At 55.1% G+C, this 21983-nt stretch carries 12 protein-coding genes and 2 rRNA genes; 12 read left to right on the top strand and 2 right to left on the bottom strand.

Features of this window, described 5'->3' with window-relative positions:
• Nucleotides 1-23 precede the first annotated feature (23 nt).
• Nucleotides 24-5429 carry an ESPR-type extended signal peptide-containing protein gene (locus BQ5462_RS00275; RefSeq protein ID WP_071141467.1) on the top strand — a complete coding sequence of 1802 codons (5406 nt, stop codon included), beginning with the start codon at nucleotides 24-26 and terminating at the stop codon, nucleotides 5427-5429.
• 101 nt (nucleotides 5430-5530) lie between these two features.
• On the opposite strand, the gene mnmA is transcribed toward BQ5462_RS00275, so the two are convergent.
• Together mnmA and BQ5462_RS00265 are read right to left on the bottom strand one after the other, a co-directional pair.
• Nucleotides 5531-6601: a tRNA 2-thiouridine(34) synthase MnmA gene (gene mnmA, locus BQ5462_RS00270; protein WP_071141466.1), complete on the bottom strand. Its 1071-nt coding sequence runs from the start codon at nucleotides 6599-6601 to the stop codon at nucleotides 5531-5533.
• Between the two features lie 11 nt (nucleotides 6602-6612).
• Nucleotides 6613-7764 (bottom strand): cysteine desulfurase family protein, encoded by a 1152-nt coding sequence (locus tag BQ5462_RS00265; RefSeq protein ID WP_071141465.1) that lies wholly within the window; start codon nucleotides 7762-7764, stop codon nucleotides 6613-6615.
• Nucleotides 7765-7979: 215 nt separating this feature from the next.
• On the opposite strand from BQ5462_RS00265, the gene rpsF reads away from it, so the two are divergent.
• From rpsF to BQ5462_RS00210, 11 genes are all read left to right on the top strand, one after another.
• Complete coding sequence (gene rpsF / locus BQ5462_RS00260; protein WP_071141464.1) at nucleotides 7980-8264, top strand: 30S ribosomal protein S6; 285 nt, start codon at nucleotides 7980-7982, stop codon at nucleotides 8262-8264.
• Nucleotides 8265-8277: 13 nt separating this feature from the next.
• Complete coding sequence (locus BQ5462_RS00255) at nucleotides 8278-8724, top strand: single-stranded DNA-binding protein (RefSeq protein ID WP_071141463.1); 447 nt, start codon at nucleotides 8278-8280, stop codon at nucleotides 8722-8724.
• A 21-nt stretch (nucleotides 8725-8745) separates the two neighbouring features.
• Nucleotides 8746-8982, top strand: coding sequence for a 30S ribosomal protein S18 (gene rpsR / locus BQ5462_RS00250; protein WP_012937440.1), 237 nt, complete (start codon nucleotides 8746-8748; stop codon nucleotides 8980-8982).
• Nucleotides 8983-9127: 145 nt separating this feature from the next.
• Nucleotides 9128-10096, top strand: coding sequence for a YybS family protein (locus BQ5462_RS00245; protein WP_071141462.1), 969 nt, complete (start codon nucleotides 9128-9130; stop codon nucleotides 10094-10096).
• A 12-nt stretch (nucleotides 10097-10108) separates the two neighbouring features.
• Nucleotides 10109-12157: a DHH family phosphoesterase gene (locus BQ5462_RS00240; protein WP_071141461.1), complete on the top strand. Its 2049-nt coding sequence runs from the start codon at nucleotides 10109-10111 to the stop codon at nucleotides 12155-12157.
• Nucleotides 12117-12569: a 50S ribosomal protein L9 gene (gene rplI / locus BQ5462_RS00235; protein WP_071141460.1), complete on the top strand. Its 453-nt coding sequence runs from the start codon at nucleotides 12117-12119 to the stop codon at nucleotides 12567-12569. The genes BQ5462_RS00240 and rplI overlap by 41 nt, the downstream gene beginning before the upstream one ends.
• A gap of 73 nt (nucleotides 12570-12642) precedes the next feature.
• Nucleotides 12643-13974 carry a replicative DNA helicase gene (gene dnaB, locus BQ5462_RS00230; protein ID WP_071141459.1) on the top strand — a complete coding sequence of 444 codons (1332 nt, stop codon included), beginning with the start codon at nucleotides 12643-12645 and terminating at the stop codon, nucleotides 13972-13974.
• Between the two features lie 153 nt (nucleotides 13975-14127).
• Nucleotides 14128-15420 carry an adenylosuccinate lyase gene (gene purB, locus BQ5462_RS00225; RefSeq protein WP_071141458.1) on the top strand — a complete coding sequence of 431 codons (1293 nt, stop codon included), beginning with the start codon at nucleotides 14128-14130 and terminating at the stop codon, nucleotides 15418-15420.
• A 21-nt stretch (nucleotides 15421-15441) separates the two neighbouring features.
• Entirely contained in the window at nucleotides 15442-16731 is a 1290-nt protein-coding gene (locus BQ5462_RS00220) for an adenylosuccinate synthase (RefSeq protein ID WP_071141457.1), read from the top strand.
• Between the two features lie 366 nt (nucleotides 16732-17097).
• A 16S ribosomal RNA gene (locus BQ5462_RS00215) occupies nucleotides 17098-18654 on the top strand.
• 402 nt (nucleotides 18655-19056) lie between these two features.
• Nucleotides 19057-21962 (top strand): 23S ribosomal RNA (locus tag BQ5462_RS00210).
• The 16S and 23S rRNA genes sit together here, the layout of an rRNA operon.
• Nucleotides 21963-21983: the final 21 nt, after the last annotated feature.

Raw genomic sequence — 21983 nt, 5'->3', positions numbered from 1 at the left:
AACAAGAAAAGGGGTGTGGCTTTATGAACAAGATTTATAAGGTAATCTGGAATAAAACACGGGGCATGTACATGGTGGTATCCGAACTGGCCAAAGGCCAGTCCAAGGATGGACGCCGGGCCGTGGGACGGAAAAAAGTGGCACAGGCCGCTGCGGCTCTGGCCGTATTTTTCAGTATTGTCTCTATGGGAGGGACGTCTTATGCGGCGGGCATTACCATTGGAACGGCTACAGTGACGGATTCCAGCGGAAATACGGTAACTGTATTTACCGGTAATTCTTCGGCTGCCAGTGCTGTTGAAGCAGCTGTGGAATTGACGGTGCCTTACAACTCCAAACAAATCGGTATTTTGCAAGATGCTGTGCAGAGTGTGGAAGATGAATTAGCCCAGCATCAGAATATTATTGATAACTTGGGAACGGATAAACTGACCCTTTCTGCTGACAATACCTTACAGAAAGAAAGCTATGACAGTGCTACCAAAACCACAAAGAAGACAGATGTAACGGGGTTGAAAGTTACTGGTCCGATTTCTGCAGAATCAGGAAAGATTACCAACTCCCTTGAAGTGGGCCATAATGCTAACGTAGGCGGTGCCGTCAATGCGGGCAGCCTGAACAGCCGTGGCAACCTGAACGTGGATGGCAATGCTCTGGTCAAAGGTACCTTGACTTCCCAGTCTACCATCAACGGTAACGAAATCGTTTCCCAGACCAATATTACCGCTAAAAATAAAGTCGTCGGCATGCAGGGCGTCGTGGATAATACCCTTACCAGCGGGAATTATGTAACGGCCGGCAATACGGTAGGTGAAAATATCGTTGCACTGGATACCCAGGTTAAGGCCAATGCTGATGCGATTACTAGTGAAGCTCAGGCTCGTCAAGATGCCGATAACGAACTGAATGAACGCATTACGAACGAAGCCAATGCGATTCACGAAACGACGAATCAGTTGCAAAGTGACCTCAATACGGAAACAGCTGCTCGTGAAGCCGCCGATAACGAACTGAATGAACGCATTACGAACGAAGCCAATGCGATTCACGAAACGACGAATCAGTTGCAAAGTGACCTCAATACGGAAACGGCTGCTCGTGAGGCGGCCGATACGGCGCTGGATACCCGGATCACCAATGTGAAGGAGTATCTGGAAAAACAGACATCTGATCATTATGTAAGCAAGGCTGATGCGGCCGTACAGGATGGGGCCATCGTGAAAGCAGCCAACACCATTGGCGAAAACGTCACCAACCTGGACGCTGCTCTGGCCAAAGAAACCGCCGCCCGGATCGGGGCTGATGCAGCCCAAGACAAGGTCATTGAACAGGTTAACCAGAATATGGTGGATGGGTTCAATACCATCAATACCAATATGGCCAATGGGTTTGCGGCTCTGAACGCAGCCGACGCCGCCGAAAAAGAAGCCCGCATCGGGGCTGATAAAAAACTGGCGGAAGCCGTGAACAGCGGCCTGAGCCTGAGCGACGATAATGTGTTGCAAAAGAATACCACCACCGTAGCCGATGACGGTACGGTGACCACTTCCAAGAGCGACGCCAAGGAAATGATCCTGAACAAGGACAAGGACAACCAGATCACCCTGAACGAAAAGGGAATCAAGGTTGGGACCAACAGCAGTGTGATGGATAAAGACGGTGTCTACACCGGCGGGGATACCTTTGACGCAGCCAAGGCGGCCATGAAGTCCGACGGGCAGATCAAAGGGGCCAACGGCAAATTCACGGTAGACGCCAATGGCAATACCTCCGTGACCAGCCTGGATGCCGGGACCGGAACGATCCAGACCAAGGGCGATCTTTACGCCAAAGACGCAACCTTCAGCGGCGATATCACTGCAAAAGATGCAACGCTCTCCGGTGATCTCAGTGCCAAGGACGGCACTTTCTCCGGCGACCTCAGTGCCAAAGATGGTACTTTCTCCGGCGATGTGTCGGCGAAAGACGTAACGGCTACGGGAACCCTGCAAGGGGCCGAAGTCACCGACGGCACGGCGACCATGAAAAATGGCAATATCACTGGTGTGAAGAACCTGAGCGCTGAAACCATTACCACCAGCGGTGATGCCACCATCGGCGGCGACCTGACGGTCAAAGGCAAGCTGAATGTGGATGAAATCGACCTGACCAAGAGTGGCATTGTAGGGGACAACAACGTAACGGCCAGCACGAAAGTGGCAGCCGGCGAAATCACGGGCTACAAGAAAGCCACCAGCACCAAAGATGGCAGCGAAAAAGAAGCAGCCTTTGACTATGATGAAAACGGTACCTCTACCTGGGCCAAAGCAACCGATGCGGATGGCAACTGGAATAAGAGCACGATGGCTGTAGAAGGCAGCGGTGTGACTTCCAAGGTTATTGATTCTGAAAAGAACAGCAACCTGGCCACCCAGACTTCCACCCAGAGCCAGAGCACGCTGACCGATGCGGATAAGAACACCAATACGGCCACCCAGAGCGCTGCGGAATCCAGCAGTGTCCTGAGCGACAAAGATGGTAATAATACCTCCACCTTCCGGCAGAAGATCGACCAGATCCTGCAGGAAATCAAGAGTGCCAACGGCAGCACCAGCGTGGAACAGACCGACGTCAACATCACCAACACCGCTGCCAACGGGACCATTACCAATGATGCGAAAGCCCTGGTCAACAAGGCGTACGACAGCATCACCAGCCAGATCGGTGACGGGTCTGCAGTGAAGAGCGTAATGGATGCCAACGGTATCACCAACACCGCAACCGGCGGTACCATCAGCAACAGCGCTGCAAACATCAGCAATACCACCACTGGGAACATGACCAACACCGTCGGCGGCAACCTGATCGACACCATCATGGGGACCAGCACCACCACCGTAACCGGCAAGGTCACGGAAGATTACAAGTCCGACCTGAGCACGAAGGTGGGCGGCGACGAAACCCATGCGGTAACGGGCAACCAGACCACCACGGTTTCCGGCAACCGTACCGTCAATGTGAAGGGCACCGAAACTGAAAACTTCAATGCCCTGGAGACCAACGTCAAGACCGACCAGAAGACCTCTGTGGGCGGCAACCAGACCAACATCGTGGGCGGCGACCAGCAGAATACGGTGAGCGGCAGCAAGACCGAAACGGTCAAGGGCAGTGTGAAGGAAAAATACGGCAGCCAGGCAACTACCGTTGATGGCGACCAGAGCACGAACATTGGTGGCAACCAGACTACTGTGGTAGCCAAGGATCAGACCAATACGGTCAGCGGTAACAAGACTGAAACCGTGAAGGGTGCCGTGAACGAAACCTACGGCAGCCAGATTACGAAAGTCAATGGCGACCAGAGCACCACTGTGACCGGCAAGCAGACCACTACCGTAACCGGCGATGTGACGGAAGACTACAAAGCCAACCTGGATACCAAGATCGGGGGCAACCAGTCCACCGAGGTGACCGACGACAGCAGCCTGACGGCGGAAAACATCACCAACGAAGCGAAAAATAAGATCACCAACAAGGCTCTGGATGTGGAAACCGATGCTTCCAGCTCCATCGTCAGCAAGGTTTTCAACGAGTACGGCTCCAATACTTCCACCCAGCTGTCCTACCAGACCACGGAAGAAATGAGCCAAGCCGATGGCAAGAAAGCTTCCTATCTCCGGGGCGCAGCAGAAGAAAAATCCCAGCTCACCGATGGGGACAAGAAGACTACCATCGACACCATTGCCGGCCAGACCAACACCAACATTACGGATGGGACCAATACTTCCAACAGCCTGCAGAAGGCGGACCAGGTTGCCTCCTCCGTAACGGACGGGACCAACACCACGGTGGTGAACCAGGATGCCAGGAGCATTGCTTCCTCCATCACCGACGGGACCAAGGCCAACAACACCAACAGCACCGTGGACAAATCGGAACAGCTGATCAAAGCCAGCGATAGCCAGTACAATGCCTCTGTGAAGACGGCAACGGCTTCTGCCGAAAGACTGGTCAGCGGGAATATCATCGACATCCTGAAGGATGCGGAAAACGGGTATGTGAATACCACCGTTACCAGTAGCGATGGAGCGTCCAGCACCAGTGTGCAGCAGGGCAACAAAGACATCACCAACACCGCCAAACAGGGGACCATCACCAATGAGGCCAAGAACCTGGTGAACAAGGCGGAAGAAAAACTGTCCAACAGTGCGGCAGAAATTGAAAACACCGCAGCCACCAGCATCAAGGATGTGGTGGGCAAGAGCACGGTGACCACCACGGATACCGGGACCACCTTTGAAAATAGCGATCATGCAGCGGCTATTGGAGAAGGATCCATCACCCAGACCACCATTTCCGGGAACACCCTGGAAACCGGCAAGGTAACGGCTGACTATGTGGATGTGAACAAGAACCTGGATGTGAAGGGCACCACCACCACGGACAAACTGGTGGTGAACAACGGAGCCACCATCAAGGGCGGCGCAGCCATCACCGGCGGCACCACCACCGACATCCTGCATGTGACCAGCACCTCCACCTTCGACGGACTGGCAACCTTCAAGGATGCCGTATCCGTGGAAAAGGATCTGCGCGTGGGCGGCAACGCCACCGTAGCCGGCGATGTATCGGCCAAATCCTACAAGGTAGCTGACAAGACCTACATCGACCAGAACGGCATCAACGCCAACAGCCAGAAAGTGACCAACGTGGCCGACGGCGATGTGTCCGAAGGCAGCACCGATGCCGTGAACGGCGGCCAGCTGCATGCCACCAACAAGAGAGTCTCCACCGTTGAAAACCGGATGGATGGCGTAGAAAACCGCGTAGACCGGGTAAAAAACCGGGTGGACAACCTGGATAACCGGATCGACAAGGTGGGCGCAAGCGCAGCCGCTATGGCCAACCTGCACCCCATGGACTTCGACGAAGACTCCAAGGTCAGCGTAGCCGCTGCAGTGGGCAGCTACCGCAGCGAAACTGCCGGTGCCCTGGGCGTGTTCTACCGGCCGACGGACCGGGTGATGATGAACGTTTCCACCAGCTTCGGCAACGGTGAAAACATGGTCGGCGGCGGCGTATCCTTCAAGCTGGGCAAGAGCAGCAAACGGCTGCAGCAGGCAGAAGCCACCAACGCGGCCCTGTCCAAACAGGTCGCCAACCTGCAGAACCGGCTGGATGCCCTGCTGGGTGTACTGAACCCGAACCTGTCCAAGGCCTTCCCGGATGTACCGGCCAACCACTGGGCTTACGAAGCCGTAAGCAAACTGGCGGGCAACGATATCGTCCAGGGGTACGAAGACGGCAAGTATCATGGTGAACGCACCATGAGCCGGTATGAAATGGCGGAAATCATCTACAACGCCCTGTCCAAGGGTGCCAAGGCGGAAGCCAAGCTGGTAGAAGAATTCCGGCCCGAACTCCAGGCAATGGCTGCTCAAAGAAAAGCGTAACCATCTCCCCAGATGCTACCCACACCCCCTTTGAGCATACCATACAGCAAAACAACCCCCTCGCAGCGATGCGAGGGGGTTGTTTTTACAGCATTTTCTATTTATTCGATCGTTCCGCCGCCCAGGACGACTTCTCCGTCGTACAGTACGGCGGCCTGGCCGGGGGTGATGGCCCGCTGGGGTTCATCGAACTGGATGGTGAATGTATCTTTCCCTGTGGGGGTCACGGTGGCGGGCTGGGCGTCCTGACGATATCGCACCTTCACCTGGCAGCGTACGGGGCCTGCCGGTACTTCACCGCTGATCCAGTTGGCCTCGCCCACGCTGGCCTCCCGGCTGAACAGGGCCTCGCTGGGGCCCACCACAATGGCGTTCTTCTTCGGGTCGATCTTCACCACGTACAGGGGAAAATCCGGCTGGTTCAGGCCCAGATGTTTGTGCTGGCCCAGGGTGTAATAAATGATGCCCTTGTGCTGGCCGATAACATTGCCTTCAAGGTCCAGGAAGGGCCCGGGCTGGGGCTTGTAATCCAGGATCCGCTGCACGGCGTCCGTGTACTGCCCGTTGGGCACGAAGCAGATATCCTGGCTGTCGGGCTTGTGGGAATTGATGAACCCGTTTTCTTCGGCGATTTCCCGGGTGTGGGTCTTGTGGTATCCGCCCAAGGGAAAATGGGTATGGGCCAGCTGCTCCTGGGTCAGGTTATACAGTACATAGCTCTGGTCCTTTTTCGGATCCAGGGCTTTCAGGAGTTCGTATTTACCGGTTGCTTCGTTTTTGCGGATGCGGGCATAATGGCCGGTGACCACGCAGTCGCAGCCCAGTTCCCGGGCCCGCTGGTACAGGGCTCCGAATTTCAGGAATTTGTTGCAGTCGATGCAGGGGTTGGGCGTATGGCCCAGGGTGTAGCTGCGGGCAAATTTCTCCATAACGTCGTGTTTGAATTCCTCGGTGTAGTTGAACACGTAAAAGGGCATGCCCAGCCGGGCACAGACGCTGCGGGCGTCTTCCACATCGCTGAGGCTGCAGCAGGTCTTGGTGCTGCAGTAGCCGGCATCCGGGTTGTTGTACAGTTTCATGTTGCAGCCGATGCAGTCGTAACCTGCATCCTGCATCAGTTTGGCGGAAACGGAGCTGTCCACTCCGCCGCTCATGGCAATGAGAGCTTTCATGATGATCCTTTCTATGCTTGCTGATGGAGCTTCCGCAGTCGGGCTACTTCCCGGGTCACGGTTTCCACGATGAAATGGACCTGCTCCAGGGTGATGTCATCGCCCAGAGAGAACCGGATGGAACTCCGGGCTTCATCCGGGGTGCAGCCCATGGCCAACAGCACATGGCTGGGGTCAGGGCTGCCCGAGGCACAGGCGGATCCGGAGGAAACACAGATCCCGGCCATGCCCAGCACGGGCAGCAGGGCTTCGGCGGAAACCCCTTCAAAGGCCATGTTCAGGTGGCCGGGGAGGCGCGGCATGGTGCCGGCATGGACCCTGGTACCGTCCAGGGCACTGAGACTTTTCTGCAGGGTGTCCCGGGCTTCTTCCATGCGCCGGGCGTTTTCTGCCATATGGTCGCAGGCTTCCTGTAACGCTGCGGCCATGCCTACGATGCCTGGAACATTTTCTGTGCCGGCCCGTTTGCCCCGCTCCTGGGCTCCCCCGAAAATCAGGGAAGTAAGTTCAAAACCTCGTCTGGCAAAAAGGATTCCGTTCCCTTTTGGTCCATGGAATTTGTGTGCAGAAGCGGACAGGAAGTCCACCGGATTGTTTTTCAGGTCGATGGGAAGGTGTCCTGTGGCCTGGACGGCATCGGTATGGAACAGGGCGCCGGCGGCGTGAGCCAGATCAGCCAGCTGTCTGATGGGCTGGATGGCACCGGTTTCGTTGTTGGCCAGCATGATGGAGACCAGAGCGGTCGTGGGGGTCAGGGCGGCCTTCAGATCCGCCGGGTCCACCACTCCGTCCGGTCCCACGGGCAGCAGGGTGACGGTGAAGCCCCGGGCTTTCAGGTCTTCCAGGGTGTTCAGTACAGCGTGATGTTCGATGGCGCTGGCAATCAGGTGGGTGCGGCCATGCTGTCTGCCCCAGGCCGCGGCGGAGCGGAGAATCTGGTTGTCGGCCTCGCTGCCCCCGGAAGTAAAGGTGAGTTCGCTGGGCAGGCAGCCCAGGCAGGCAGCTATGGTTTCCCGTGCACGGATCAGTGCGGCGGAAGCATCCTGGCCCAGGGGATAGGTGCTGGAAGGGTTGCCATAGTGCTTTGTGAAATAAGGTAGCATAGCAGACAGCACTGCATCCGAAACCCGGGTGGTGGCGGCATTATCGGCATAGACAAACATAGCAGGTCCTCCTTTGGAATAAAATATATCATCATATTATACTACAGAATAAGAAGCGGGAAAAGAATGAAGAGAATCTGGGGAAACCTCCCTGATTTTTTCTTTTCCCCTTGTTTTTTTCTTCTCTCCATGCTATACTTTTAAGGCTGTATATATTATATATACTTCTTCTGCCCTCATGGTAGAGGAGCAAATCCAAAGGAGGAGGTGATTTCGTGAATAACTACGAAGTCATGTACATCGTTAAGCCGGTAGAAGAGGATGCTTACAACACGGTTGTAAAGAAGTTCGACGATCTGCTGGTTGCCAACGGTGCTACGATCGAAAAAACCGATAAGTGGGGCAAAAAACGTCTGGCATATCCTATCCAGGACTTCAACGATGGTCTGTATGTACTGACCACGTTTGCTGCTGAACCGGCAGCCGTCAAGGAACTGGACCGTGTGATGAAGATTACGGATGAAATCCTGCGTCACATGATCATTCGCAAAGGCGAATAAGGAGGTTAGGTGTATGAATCGCATTATTTTGTTGGGCCGTCTGGTGCGGGATCCGGAAGTCCGGGTCACTCCCACGGAAAAAACGGTCTGCACCTTCACTCTGGCTGTTGACCGTCCCTTCACTGCGAAGAACGGTCAGCGGGAAGCGGATTTTATCAACATCGTTACATGGAATAAAACCGCAGAATTATGTGGGAACAGTTTGACCAAAGGGCAAAGAGCTCTGGTGGAAGGTCGTCTGCAGATCCGCAGCTACGATGGAAAAGACGGGAACAAGCATTATGTGACGGAAGTCATTGCTGACCGGGTGGAATTCATCGAGCGGAAGGGCTATGGCAGCAATCCGGCTGCCGGCCAGCAGAATCCTCCTGCCCAGAACAACAACTCTCAGGGTGGAAATTCCAACCCCATGGGAGGATTTGGCTCTGAAGTTGGTTTTGACGAAGAAATCCCATTTTAAAAGGGAGGATAGAAGAACGCCATGATGAAACGTGAAAGAGGAAATCGGAGACCCAGAAGAAAAGTTTGCTCCTTCTGCGTCGACAAAGTCCAGGAAATCGACTATAAAGATGCTGCCAAACTGCGGAAGTTCATCACCGAACGGGGCAAGATCCTGCCGCGTCGGATTTCCGGCACCTGCGCAAAACATCAGCGTCAGCTGACCATTGCCATCAAACGTGCCAGAAACGTTGCACTGCTGCCGTTTACGGCTGAATAAGCCGAATGACGAAAGACAGGCCTTGGGGCCTGTCTTTTTTTTGTTAAATATTGTAGAATATAATATTACAGTGTGAGAAAATCATTAGTGGTTAGTGGTTAGTGGTTAGTGGTTAGTGGTTAGTGGTTAGTGGAGGGAAGACCCATTGCAGTATCATAAAACATCCTCGCTGGTGGAATCAGGGATCCTGGCAGCGGTGGCAGTCCTTTTTACCCTGGTCGGCAATTATGTGCCGGTTCTGGATCTGGTGGTCAGTATCCTGTGGCCCCTTCCCATCATCCTCTGTGGACGGCGGAACGGGCTGAAATGGAGCATCCTGTGCCTGGTGGTTACGGGGGTGGTGGTCTCTGTCCTGCTGTCACCCATGCAGGCCCTGACCCAGTGCGTGATCTTGGGGCTGATCGGCCTTTTCATGGGCTGGGCCATGCGCAAACAGATGAGCCCGGTGAACACCCTGCTTATGGGGAGCCTGGGGGCCTTGATCTCTACCCTGCTCAGCGCCCTGGCGGCCTACTACCTGATGGATGTGAACGTGATCCAGGTATTCTTTGATTCCATCGATGAATCCATCTCCATGAGCGGTGATCTGCTGAAGACAATGGGCATGGGCGGCTTCAATGGCAGCCAGCTGGATCAGTTGAAGAAAATGTTCGAACTGATCCTGCCGGCGGGCATCATCCTGAGCGCACCGGTGACGGCCATGGCCAACTACTGGGCGGCCCGGAAGATCCTGGCCCGGATGGGGGATTACTACCCCTGGTTCCCGCCTTTTGCCCTGTGGAAGCTGCCCAAGTGGCTGCTGCTGCCCTATGGCATCGGCATGATGCTGATCTTCTTTGGGCAGAATGCCCAGGATTCCTGGCTGTACCGGGGCGGTTACACCCTGTACATGATGATGAATATGTTGCTTCTGGTGCAGGGGCTGTGCCTGATCCGCTGGTATGTGGAATATCGACATTATCCTCGGATCCTGATTCCCCTGAGCCTGATCCTGACCTTTACGATCCCCATTGCATCGCAGCTGATCGTGGTACTGGGGGCTTATGAGATGGTGTTCGACCTCCGGAAGATCCGGAGACCGGTCCCAGAAGAGGAACCAAAGCAGGAGAAATAGAGGGGAAGACCTATGGAAGAGAAAACACAGCGGAACCTGTGGCAGTGGGTGCGTGTCGCCGTGGCCATCATCGGCTCGGTGCTGGTGATCTCCGGCATCCTGATCAACCAGGCCATCTGCACGGCAGGAGGTTTCGTGGCCGTGATGCTGGTGTTCTACCTGACATTTCGCAGCAACCGGCTGCGGGAAGCCTGGTTCAATCATTCCATGACCACGGTGGTCCGGAACATCGAGCGGGCCAACAACTATGCCTCCCAGCGGATCCCCATCGGCATCGGGGTCTTCGACCGGGAAGGCCATCTGCAGTGGCGGAACCGGCTGTTCAACGAATACGTGGCGGTGGAGGTGCCCCTGGGGACTCCCTTTGAGAAGGTATTGCCGCCGCCGGATAACAATTTTGCGGCCCTGCGGCTGCGGGATGCAGAAAAACAGCTGAAAATCGGGGACCGGGTGTACCAGATGCTGGTACGCCGGATCCAGATCACGGAAAACCCGGAAGATGACACGGGGCTGGCCCTGTATCTGATGGATATCACCGACCGGGAGCGCCGGAGGAAGAAATACGAGGAAGAACGTCCGGTGGTGGCCTATGTACAGTTCGACAACTACGATGATGCCATGAAAGGCCTGAATGAAAACGAACGGGCCAGCGTGGTGGTGGATGTGACCAAGGCCATCGGCAGCTGGGTGGAGGAAGTGAACGGCTACTTCCAGAAATACACGGAAGACATGTTCGTGGTGGGGCTCAGCCGGAAGGGGCTGAACGAGACCATCAAGAAGAAGTTCCTGGTGCTGGATCGGGTCCGGGACATCAAGAGCGGCAATCGGATCACCCCCACCATCAGCATCGGGGTGGCGGCGGAAGGCCGGAACCTGGCGGAAATGAGCCAGAAGGCCCAGGCGGCCCTGGATCTGGCCCTGGGCCGGGGCGGTGACCAGGCCGTGGTGCAGATCGGGGAGGAAATGAGCTTCTACGGGGCCCGGGGTTCCGTCCAGGCCAAGAATACCCGGGTACGGGCCCGGATCGTGGCCCAGGCCATCCATGAACTGATGACCGGGGCGGACCAGGTGTTCATCATGGGCCATGCCAATGAAGACTACGACGCCCTGGGGGCGGCCATTGGGGTGGCCAAGATGGCCCTGACCCTGCAGAAGAGCTGCTGTATCGTCACCAGCGGCCAGGGGCCTTCCCTGAAGAAGCTGGAGACGGTGTCCAAGGACCAGAGTGACCAGTACCTGTCCCTGTTCGTGGACGAGGAGGAAGCCCTGAAGCGGATCACGCCGGGCAGCATCCTGGTGCTGGTGGACCACCACCGGGCCATGCTCAGCGCGGCACCCAGGGTGTTGCAGGCCATTCGGCGGCGGATCATCATCGACCATCATCGCCGGGCAGAGGATGCCATCACGGAAGTGATGCTCCAGTATATGGAACCCTCCACGTCATCCACCTGCGAAATGGTGACGGAAATCCTCCAGTATTTCGAGGACAAACTGCAGCTTTCGGAAGTGGAGGCCACGGCCCTGTACGCAGGCATTGTGGTGGACACCAAGAACTTTGCGGTGCAGACCGGGGAACGGACCTTTGAAGCGGCGGCCTTCCTGCGCCGGAATGGAGCCGATCCCCATCTGGTTTCCATGCTGTTCAAGGATGATGAGCATACGGTCCTGACCCGGGCCAGGATCATCACCGAGATGCAGCAGCCTTTGCCGGGCCTTGCGGTGGCGGTGCATACCTGCTCCTGTGCGGACAGGGATACGCCCATCATTGTGGCCCAGGCGGCGGATGAACTGCTGACCATGGATGACATCCGGGCCAGCGTGGTCTTCAGCCAGAATGAAAATGGAGTCAGCATCAGCGCCCGCAGTGACGGCAGCGTCAATGTGCAGGTGATGATGGAAGAACTCGGCGGCGGCGGTCATCAAACCGTGGCCGGGGTACAGGTCAAGGGAGTGACGGCAGAAGAACTGATGCCGAAAGTCATTGAACTGGCCAAAGAACAAATGAAGGAGAGCGATACAGATGAAGGTAATCCTGTTACAGGACATCAAGAAGTTGGGTAAAAAAGGCGAAATCATTGAAACGGCCGAAGGCTATGGCCGGAACTACCTGATCCCCCGGGGTATGGCGGAAGAAGCGACTACCCGGAATGTGAACCAGGCCAAGCAGGACATGAAGGTGGCCAGACACCGGGCTGCCCAGGCCCATGACGAAGCCGTGATCCTGGCTTCCCAGCTGGAAAAAGTGGTGCTGCACATGAAGGTGAAGGTGGGGGCCAACGGCAAGCTGTTCGGTTCCATTGCTTCCAAGGATGTGGCCGATGCGCTGCTGACCCAGACCGGTATGGAAGGGGTGGACCGGCGCAAGATCGAAGTGCCGAACACCATCAAGAGTCCGGGTGAATACACCGCTACGGCCAAACTGCTGCCGGATGTAACGGCGAAATTCAAGGTTGTTGTAGAGACTGAAGAATAAGAACCCACCAGCCTTACGGCTGGTTCCCCGCCCTTGAAAAGGGCGGATATGTTGTGACGAGGAGGTCCGTACTTTGGAAGAACGTATCCCACCCCAGAATATTGAGGCGGAACAGAGTGTGCTGGGGGCCATGCTCATCAGCCGGGAAGCCATCGATAAAGCCGGGGAGATCCTGACGGAAGACGATTTCTACCGCCCGGACGACCGGATCATCTTTTCTGCCATCCTGGACCTCCACAGCCGCAACGAGGCCGTGGATCTGGTCACGGTGACGGAAGAACTGCGGAAGATGGGTAAACTGGACACTGTGGGGGGCACGGCCACCATTACGGCCCTGAGCAATGCGGTGCCCACCGCGGCCAACGTGGTGTACCATGCCAAAATCGTGGAAGAAAAGGCCCTGCGCCGGCAGCTGATCAACGCAGCTACCGAGGTGGTGGCGGAAGGCTACGAAGAGGACGAGGACATCAGCCAGACCATCGACCAGGCAGAACAGAAGATCCTGGCAGTGGCCAACCGGAAACACGCCAACGGGGTGACCAAGATCAAGGATGTGGTGAAAAGTGCCATGACCCGGATCGAGGAACTGTACGATTCCAAAGAGGCCTTTACGGGACTGCCCACCGGCTTCAACGATTTCGACAAGATGACCAGCGGCCTGCAGCCTTCCGATCTGATCATCGTGGCGGCCCGTCCTTCCATGGGGAAATCCTCCCTGGTGCTGAATATTGCGGAACATGTGGCCCTTGCAGGACACAAATCCGTGGCGTTCTTTTCTCTGGAAATGAGCAAGGAGCAGCTGGTGCAGCGGCTTTTGTGCTCCCAGGCCCAGATCGATGCCTCCCGTCTGCGGATCGGGCAGCTCCAGGAAAGCGAATGGCCCAAACTGGTCCAGGCGGCCGACAACCTGAGCAATGCCAAGATCATGCTGGATGATACGCCGGGCATGACGGCACTGGAAATGCGCAGCAAAGCACGGCGCTGGAAAAACGAGAACGGACTGGACCTGATCATCGTGGACTATCTGCAGCTGATGCAGGGGTCCAGCAAACGGGCCAGCGACAACCGGCAGCAGGAAATGAGCGACATTTCCCGGTCCCTGAAGGGGCTGGCCCGGGAACTGAACGTACCGGTGATCGCCCTGTCCCAGCTGAGCCGGAGCGTGGAACAGCGGACCAGCAAACGGCCCATGCTCAGTGACCTGCGTGAATCCGGGGCCCTGGAACAGGACGCCGATATTGTGTGCTTCATTTACCGGGATGATTACTACAACCCGGATACAGACCAGAAGAACGTGGCGGAACTGATCGTTGCCAAGCACCGGAACGGTGCCGTGGGAACGGTTCCCCTGTACTTCCGGAAGGATATCACCCGGTTCTATGATCTCAGCAACAAACAGGAGTAAAAGAGGTGCTTCCGGCACCTCTTTTTCTTTGCAAACAAAACATACTTGTGATTGCTATACGTTCGGTAAAATGATACAATAAACTATATGCAGCGGGAACGGTGTGTTCTCGTGTTATGCCATTTTTTTGTCTATACCTAAGGAGGAAGTATTGTGATTCCACGTTATACCAGTAAAGAAATGGGTTCCATCTGGACGGAAGAAAATGAAGACCGCAACATCGTCAAGGTTGAAGTAACGGCCTGCGAAGCCATGAACAAACTGGGCATCGTCCCCGATGATGCGCTCCATGATATCCAGACCAAGGCTGATTTCGACCTGGACCGGGTCCACGAAATCGAAAAGACCACCAACCATGACATCATTTCTCTGCTCACTTCTGTGGCTGAACATGTAGGGGATGCTTCCAAATATATCCATAAAGGCCTGACCTCCAATGACGTGAAAGATACCGCCATGGGGTTGATGATGAAACACTCTGCAGAAATCCTGATCCGGGAAGAAAAGGAACTGCATGAAATCCTGAAAGCCCAGGCTGTGAAATACAAATACACCTACTGTGTGGGCCGTACCCACGGCATCCATGCGGAACCCATGACCTTCGGCCTGAAGTTCCTGCTGTGGATGAGCGAAACGGAACGGAACATCGAACGCCTGGAAATGGCCAAGAAATACATTTCCGTGGGCAAACTGAGCGGCGCCATCGGTACCTACTCCAACATCGACCCGTTCGTGGAAAAATATGTGTGTGAAAAACTGGGCCTGACCCCTGTGCCTGTGGCCAACCAGGTAGTGCAGAGAGACCGCCACGCTTTCTATCTGAGCACCATCGCCGTGTGCGGTGCTTCTCTGGAAAAGATGGCACTGGAAATCCGTCACCTGCAGCGCACCGAAGTCCGGGAAGCCGAAGAATACTTTGCTCCCGGCCAGAAGGGTTCTTCCGCCATGCCTCATAAACGGAACCCCATCACCTGTGAAAAGGTCTGCGGCCTGGCCCGTGTACTGCGGGGCAATGCCGAAGCTGCCATTGAAAACGTGGCCCTGTGGCATGAACGGGATATTTCCCATTCTTCCGTAGAACGGATCATCCTGCCGGATTCCACCATCCTGCTGGATCACATGCTGCGCAAGATGAAGGACATCCTGGGCAAACTGCTGGTATATCCTGACAAGATGATCAAAGACCTGAACCTGACCGGCGGCCTGATCTACAGCCAGAACCTGCTGATTGCCCTGGTGAGCAAAGGCGTGCTGCGGGAAGATGCCTACAAGTGGGTACAGCGCAACGCCATGGCCCGCTGGCTGGAAGGCGCCGACTTCAAGACCAACGTGGAAGCCGACCCGGATATCGACAAGTATCTGACCAAGGAAGAAGTGGAAGCCTGCTTCGAACCGAAACATATGCTGAAACATCTGGACGAAATCTACGCCCGTTTTGGACTGTAACCCGAAAGAAGGAGTACCTCTATGTCATCTGTTGTAGTGATCGGTTCCCAATGGGGGGACGAAGGCAAAGGCAAGATCGTGGACTATCTGGCACAGCAGGCCGATGCAGTGGTCCGTTATTCCGGCGGCTCCAACGCCGGCCACACGGTGGTGGTCAACGATGTATCCTATAAACTGCGGCTGCTGCCCAGCGGCATCCTGTACAGCGACAAGACCTGTATCCTGGGCAACGGGGTTGTGATCAACCCCCGTGTGGTGCTGCAGGAAATCGCCGAAATGAAGGCCAAGGGCGTGGATACCAGCAATCTGCTGATCAGCGACCGGGCCCATGTGGTATTCCCGTACCACGAAAAACAGGATGAACTGCAGGAAGCCGCTCTGGGCGATGCCAAGATCGGCACCACCAAAGGCGGTATCGGCCCCTGCTATATGGATAAAGTGGCCCGGACCGGGATCCGGATGTGCGACCTGCTGAACAGGGACGTACTGGCTGCTAAGCTGAAACGGAACCTGGATGCCAAGAATGCCCTGTTCACCAAAGTCTATGGGGCAGAACCCCTGGAATACGAACCCATGCTGAAGGCCTATCTGCAATATGCAGAAGAACTGCGGCCCCATGTAACCGATACCAGCGTGGCTCTGGGCGATATCTTCGATGCCGGCAAGAAGGTGCTGTTCGAAGGGGCCCAGGCAACGTTCCTGGACATCGATTATGGCACCTATCCGTATGTGACCAGCTCCAACCCCATTGCCGGCAACGCAGCCATTGGCAGTGGCGTGGGTCCCCGCTACATCGACCATGTGGTGGGCGTGGTGAAAGCCTATACCACCCGGGTAGGGGAAGGCCCCTTCACCTGCGAACTGTTCGATACGGACGGTCCCGGCACCTATCTGCGGAATACCGGCCATGAATTTGGCACTGTGACCGGGCGGCCCCGCCGCTGCGGCTGGCTGGATGCCTTCATGGTGAAATATGCTGCCCGGCTGAACTCCATGGATGCCCTGGCCATCACCCGTCTGGATATCCTGGACGGCCTGGACGAAATCAAGATGTGCACCGGCTGGACCATTGATGGGCAGCCCATCCAGCATATTCCCGCGGATCTGAGCATCCTGGCCAAGGCCAAACCGGTGTATGAAACGTTCAAAGGCTGGAAGAAAGACATTTCCGGTGTGCGCAAGTACGAAGATCTGCCTGAAGAGGCCCGGGCTTACCTGGCTCGCCTGAGCGAAGTGGTGGGCGTGGAAATCGGCATTGTGTCCGTTGGTCCCAACCGGGATCAGACCTTCTCTTTGAAGGAGTTTTTCTAAGATTTGTGTCCCCCGCCCCTTTCAGGGGACGGACAAGAAAGTTGGGAGAAAGGTGTTGACACCTTTCTCCCATTTTGCTATACTATACAAGCTTTCTCTTTGAGAAAGCATCCCACCAGCCTTCATGGGTCCGGCAACTGTTTCACATGAAACATTGTGAGAAAAAAGTTGTTGACAAACCTTTGAAAGTTTGGTAAGATATAGAAGTCGTCACGAAGACGGCAAGACGAACTTTGAGAACTGAATATTGTTGACAGATGTGCGGGTCAAGTCACTTTTAGTGATGAGATCGAGTCACCTGGATGAAAACCAGGTTAAAAAATCAAAGCTAGTATTTGAGAGCCAAGCGGCTCTTCAAAATAATCTATTTTGGAGAGTTTGATCCTGGCTCAGGACGAACGCTGGCGGCGTGCTTAACACATGCAAGTCGAACGGAGAATTTGCTTCGGTGAATTCTTAGTGGCGAACGGGTGAGTAACGCGTAGGCAACCTGCCCTCTGGCTGGGGACAACATTCCGAAAGGGATGCTAATACCGAATGTGCTCCCGCCTCCGCATGGAGGCGGGAGGAAAGATGGCCTCTACTTGTAAGCTATCGCCAGAAGATGGGCCTGCGTCTGATTAGCTAGTAGGTGGGGTAACGGCTCACCTAGGCGATGATCAGTAGCCGGTCTGAGAGGATGAACGGCCACATTGGGACTGAGACACGGCCCAAACTCCTACGGGAGGCAGCAGTGGGGAATCTTCCGCAATGGACGAAAGTCTGACGGAGCAACGCCGCGTGAGTGATGAAGGTCTTCGGATTGTAAAACTCTGTTGTCAGGGACGAATGTACTGATTTACAATACACTTCGGTATTGACGGTACCTGACGAGGAAGCCACGGCTAACTACGTGCCAGCAGCCGCGGTAATACGTAGGTGGCAAGCGTTGTCCGGAATTATTGGGCGTAAAGAGCATGTAGGCGGGCTTTTAAGTCCGACGTGAAAATGCGGGGCTTAACCCCGTATGGCGTTGGATACTGGGAGTCTTGAGTGCAGGAGAGGAAAGGGGAATTCCCAGTGTAGCGGTGAAATGCGTAGATATTGGGAGGAACACCAGTGGCGAAGGCGCCTTTCTGGACTGTGTCTGACGCTGAGATGCGAAAGCCAGGGTAGCAAACGGGATTAGATACCCCGGTAGTCCTGGCCGTAAACGATGGGTACTAGGTGTAGGAGGTATCGACCCCTTCTGTGCCGGAGTTAACGCAATAAGTACCCCGCCTGGGGACTACGATCGCAAGATTGAAACTCAAAGGAATTGACGGGGGCCCGCACAAGCGGTGGAGTATGTGGTTTAATTCGACGCAACGCGAAGAACCTTACCAAGGCTTGACATTGAGTGAAAGACTTAGAGATAAGTCCCCCTCTTCGGAGGCACGAAAACAGGTGGTGCATGGCTGTCGTCAGCTCGTGTCGTGAGATGTTGGGTTAAGTCCCGCAACGAGCGCAACCCTTATCCTATGTTACCAGCACGTTATGGTGGGGACTCATAGGAGACTGCCAGGGATAACCTGGAGGAAGGCGGGGATGACGTCAAGTCATCATGCCCCTTATGTCTTGGGCTACACACGTACTACAATGGTCGGCAACAAAGGGCAGCGAAGCCGCGAGGTGGAGCAAATCCCAGAAACCCGACCCCAGTTCGGATCGCAGGCTGCAACCCGCCTGCGTGAAGTTGGAATCGCTAGTAATCGCAGGTCAGCATACTGCGGTGAATACGTTCCCGGGCCTTGTACACACCGCCCGTCACACCACGAAAGTTGGTAACACCCGAAGCCGGTGAGATAACCTTTTAGGAGTCAGCTGTCTAAGGTGGGGCCGATGATTGGGGTGAAGTCGTAACAAGGTAGCCGTTCGAGAACGAGCGGCTGGATCACCTCCTTTCTATGGAGAACCGAAGGAGCCCGAGGGCTTGCTTCTATTCTCGTCGACGCACATCTGTCAAAACAATATTTGGTTCTCAGGGCTCGTCCCTGAAGCATGAACCTTGAAAACTTCATAGAAGAGACAAAACAAAGTCTTATCCGATGTGATGATCGGATAAGCACCTCTGATCTAAATGCGAATTTAGAAACGAGTAACGAGAACTAGGAACACAGCAATGTGTCTTTAGTAATTGAGAACCGGGACCAAAGATATATGATATCTAAGGTTCACAAGCTCGCGAAGAGAAATTGGATGGATCCAAGGAACGGCGAGCATGGCGAGGGAGATTATACATCTGGTATNATCGACCGAGCTACGCGGAGACGTGACGCAGGAGACGCCAATTTATCGAAGCGAGGAAGTCAAGCTACTAAGGGCATACGGTGGATGCCTAGGCACTAAGAGCCGATGAAGGACGTGGTAAGCTGCGAAAAGCTACGGGGAGCCGCAAGCAGGCTTTGATCCGCAGATGTCCGAATGGGGAAACCCACCATCCGTTATGGGATGGTATCCTACGGGAGGGGAACCCGGTGAACTGAAACATCTAAGTAGCCGGAGGAGGAGAAATCAAACGAGATGCCCACAGTAGCGGCGAGCGAAGAGGGCAGAGCCTAAACCAGAGAACTTCGGTTCTCTGGGGTTACGGACTGGCATAAACCGAGTCAGGCCTAGCCGAATCATCTGGAAAGATGAGCCACAGACCGTGATAGCCGGGTAGGCGAAAGGCAGAGCAAGGGGGCCAGTATCCAGAGTACCGCGAAGCACGAGGAATTTTGCGGGAAGTCGGGGGGACCACCCTCCAAGGCTAAACACTCCTTAGTGACCGATAGCGCATAGTACCGTGAGGGAAAGGTGAAAAGAACCGCGGGAGCGGAGTGAAATAGAACCTGAAACCGTATGTCTACAAGCAGTCGGAGCGCAAGCGACGGCGTGCCTATTGAAGAATGAGCCAACGAGTTACGGGCACCAGCGAGGTTAAGCAGGAAATGCGGAGCCGTAGGGAAACCGAGTCTGAACAGGGCGAATAGTTGGTGTTCGTAGACCCGAAACTGTAGTGATCTACCCATGATCAGGTTGAAGCACGGGTAAAATCGTGTGGAGGACCGAACCGGTGAGTGTTGAAAAACTTTCGGATGAATCGTGGGTAGCGGTGAAATTCCAATCGAACGCAGAGATAGCTGGTTCTCCTCGAAATAGCTTTAGGGCTAGCCTCAGGCAGTAAGCGTAGGCGGTAGAGCACTGATCGGGATAGGGACTGTAATGGTTACCGAACCCTGTCAAACTACGAATGGTTACGCTGCAGAGCCTGGGAGTCAGACTGTGAGAGATAAGTCCCATGGTCAAAAGGGAAACAGCCCAGACCATCAGCTAAGGTCCCCAATGCCATACTAAGTGGAAAAGGATGTGGGGTCTCATAAACAACCAGGATGTTGGCTCAGAAGCAGCCACCATTTAAAGAGTGCGTAATAGCTCACTGGTCGAGAGGCCCTGCGCCGAAGATTCCCGGGGCTAAAGTATGGAACCGAAGCTATGGATACATACGCAAGTATGTGTGGTAGAGGAGCGTTCCCATCGGGCTGAAGTCGTTCTGGAAGGAACGGTGGACTGGTGGGAAGTGAGAATGTTGGCATGAGTAGCGAAAAGAATGGTGAGAATCCATTCCACCGAAAGCATAAGGATTCCTGAGCAACGATCGTCGTCTCAGGGTAAGTCGGGACCTAATCCGAGGCAAAGAGCGTAGGAGATGGACAACTGGTTGATATTCCAGTACCGGCAGTGATCGTTTGAACGATGGAGTGACGCAGGAAGGCAGGTCCGCACGAGATTGGTAGTTCGTGTGCAAGCGCATAGGCTGGTCATCAGGCAAATCCGGTGACTGAGGCTGAGGCGTGATGCGGAGGGAACTTGTTCCCGAAGGGATTGAGCCTACGCTGCCGAGAAAAGCTTCTAGTGAGAAAGCTGCCGCCCGTACCGTAAACCGACACAGGTATGCGGGGAGAGAATCCTAAGGTGCGCGGGAGAACCCTCGTTAAGGAACTCGGCAAAATGTACCCGTAACTTCGGGATAAGGGTAGCCACAAAGGTGAAGGGACTTGCTCCTGGAGCCCGGTGTGGTCGCAGAGAAGAGGCCCAAGCGACTGTTAACCAGAAACACAGGTGCCTGCGAAAGAGAAATCTGAAGTATAGGTGCTGACACCTGCCCAGTGCTGGAAGGTTAAAGAAGGATGTCCGGGTCCGACCCAAAGCATTCGACTGAAGCCCCAGTGAACGGCGGCCGTAACTATAACGGTCCTAAGGTAGCGAAATTCCTTGTCGGGTAAGTTCCGACCCGCACGAAAGGTGTAACGATTTGGGCACTGTCTCAACGAGGGACCCGGTGAAATTGAAATACCTGTGAAGATGCAGGTTACCCGCGACTGGACAGAAAGACCCCATGGAGCTTTACTGTAACCTAATATTGGGTTCTGATATTTGATGCACAGGATAGGTGGGAGGCATGGAAGGCAGTCCTCTGGGATTGCCTGAGCCGCTGTTGGGATACCACCCTTCAACTATCGGGATTCTAACCGTGCGAGTAACGATCGCCGGGACAGTGTTAGGCGGGCAGTTTGACTGGGGCGGTCGCCTCCCAAAGTGTAACGGAGGCGCCCAAAGGTTCCCTCAGCGCGGACGGAAACCGCGCGGCGAGTGCAAAGGCAGAAGGGAGCTTGACTGCGAGCCAAACACGGCGAGCAGGTACGAAAGTAGGGCTTAGTGATCCGGTGGCATCCAAGTGGAAGGGCCATCGCTCAACGGATAAAAGCTACCCTGGGGATAACAGGCTAATCTCTCCCAAGAGTCCATATCGACGGGGAGGTTTGGCACCTCGATGTCGGCTCATCACATCCTGGGGCTGAAGTCGGTCCCAAGGGCTGGGCTGTTCGCCCATTAAAGTGGTACGTGAGCTGGGTTCAGAACGTCGTGAGACAGTTCGGTCCCTATCCATCGCGGGCGCAAGAGATTTGAAGGGGGCTGCTCCTAGTACGAGAGGACCGGAGTGGACGGACCGCTGGTGTACCAATTATCCCGCCAGGGGTACAGTTGGGTAGCTACGTCCGGAACGGATAAACGCTGAAAGCATCTAAGCGTGAAACCATCCTTAAGATGAGATCTCTCACAGCATAAGCTGGTAAGACACCTGGAAGATTACCAGGTTGATAGGCAGGGTGTGGAAGCGTAGCAATATGTTAAGCTGACCTGTACTAATATGTCGAGGGCTTGACTTAAACCGAGTCTGGCAATAGACA

The sequence above is a fragment of the Acidaminococcus timonensis genome, assembly GCF_900106585.1.
Classification (GTDB): Bacteria; Bacillota; Negativicutes; order Acidaminococcales; family Acidaminococcaceae; genus Acidaminococcus; species Acidaminococcus timonensis.
The sequence above is the reverse complement of the archived record's forward strand: the minus strand, read 5'-3'. Positions and strand labels throughout refer to the sequence as shown.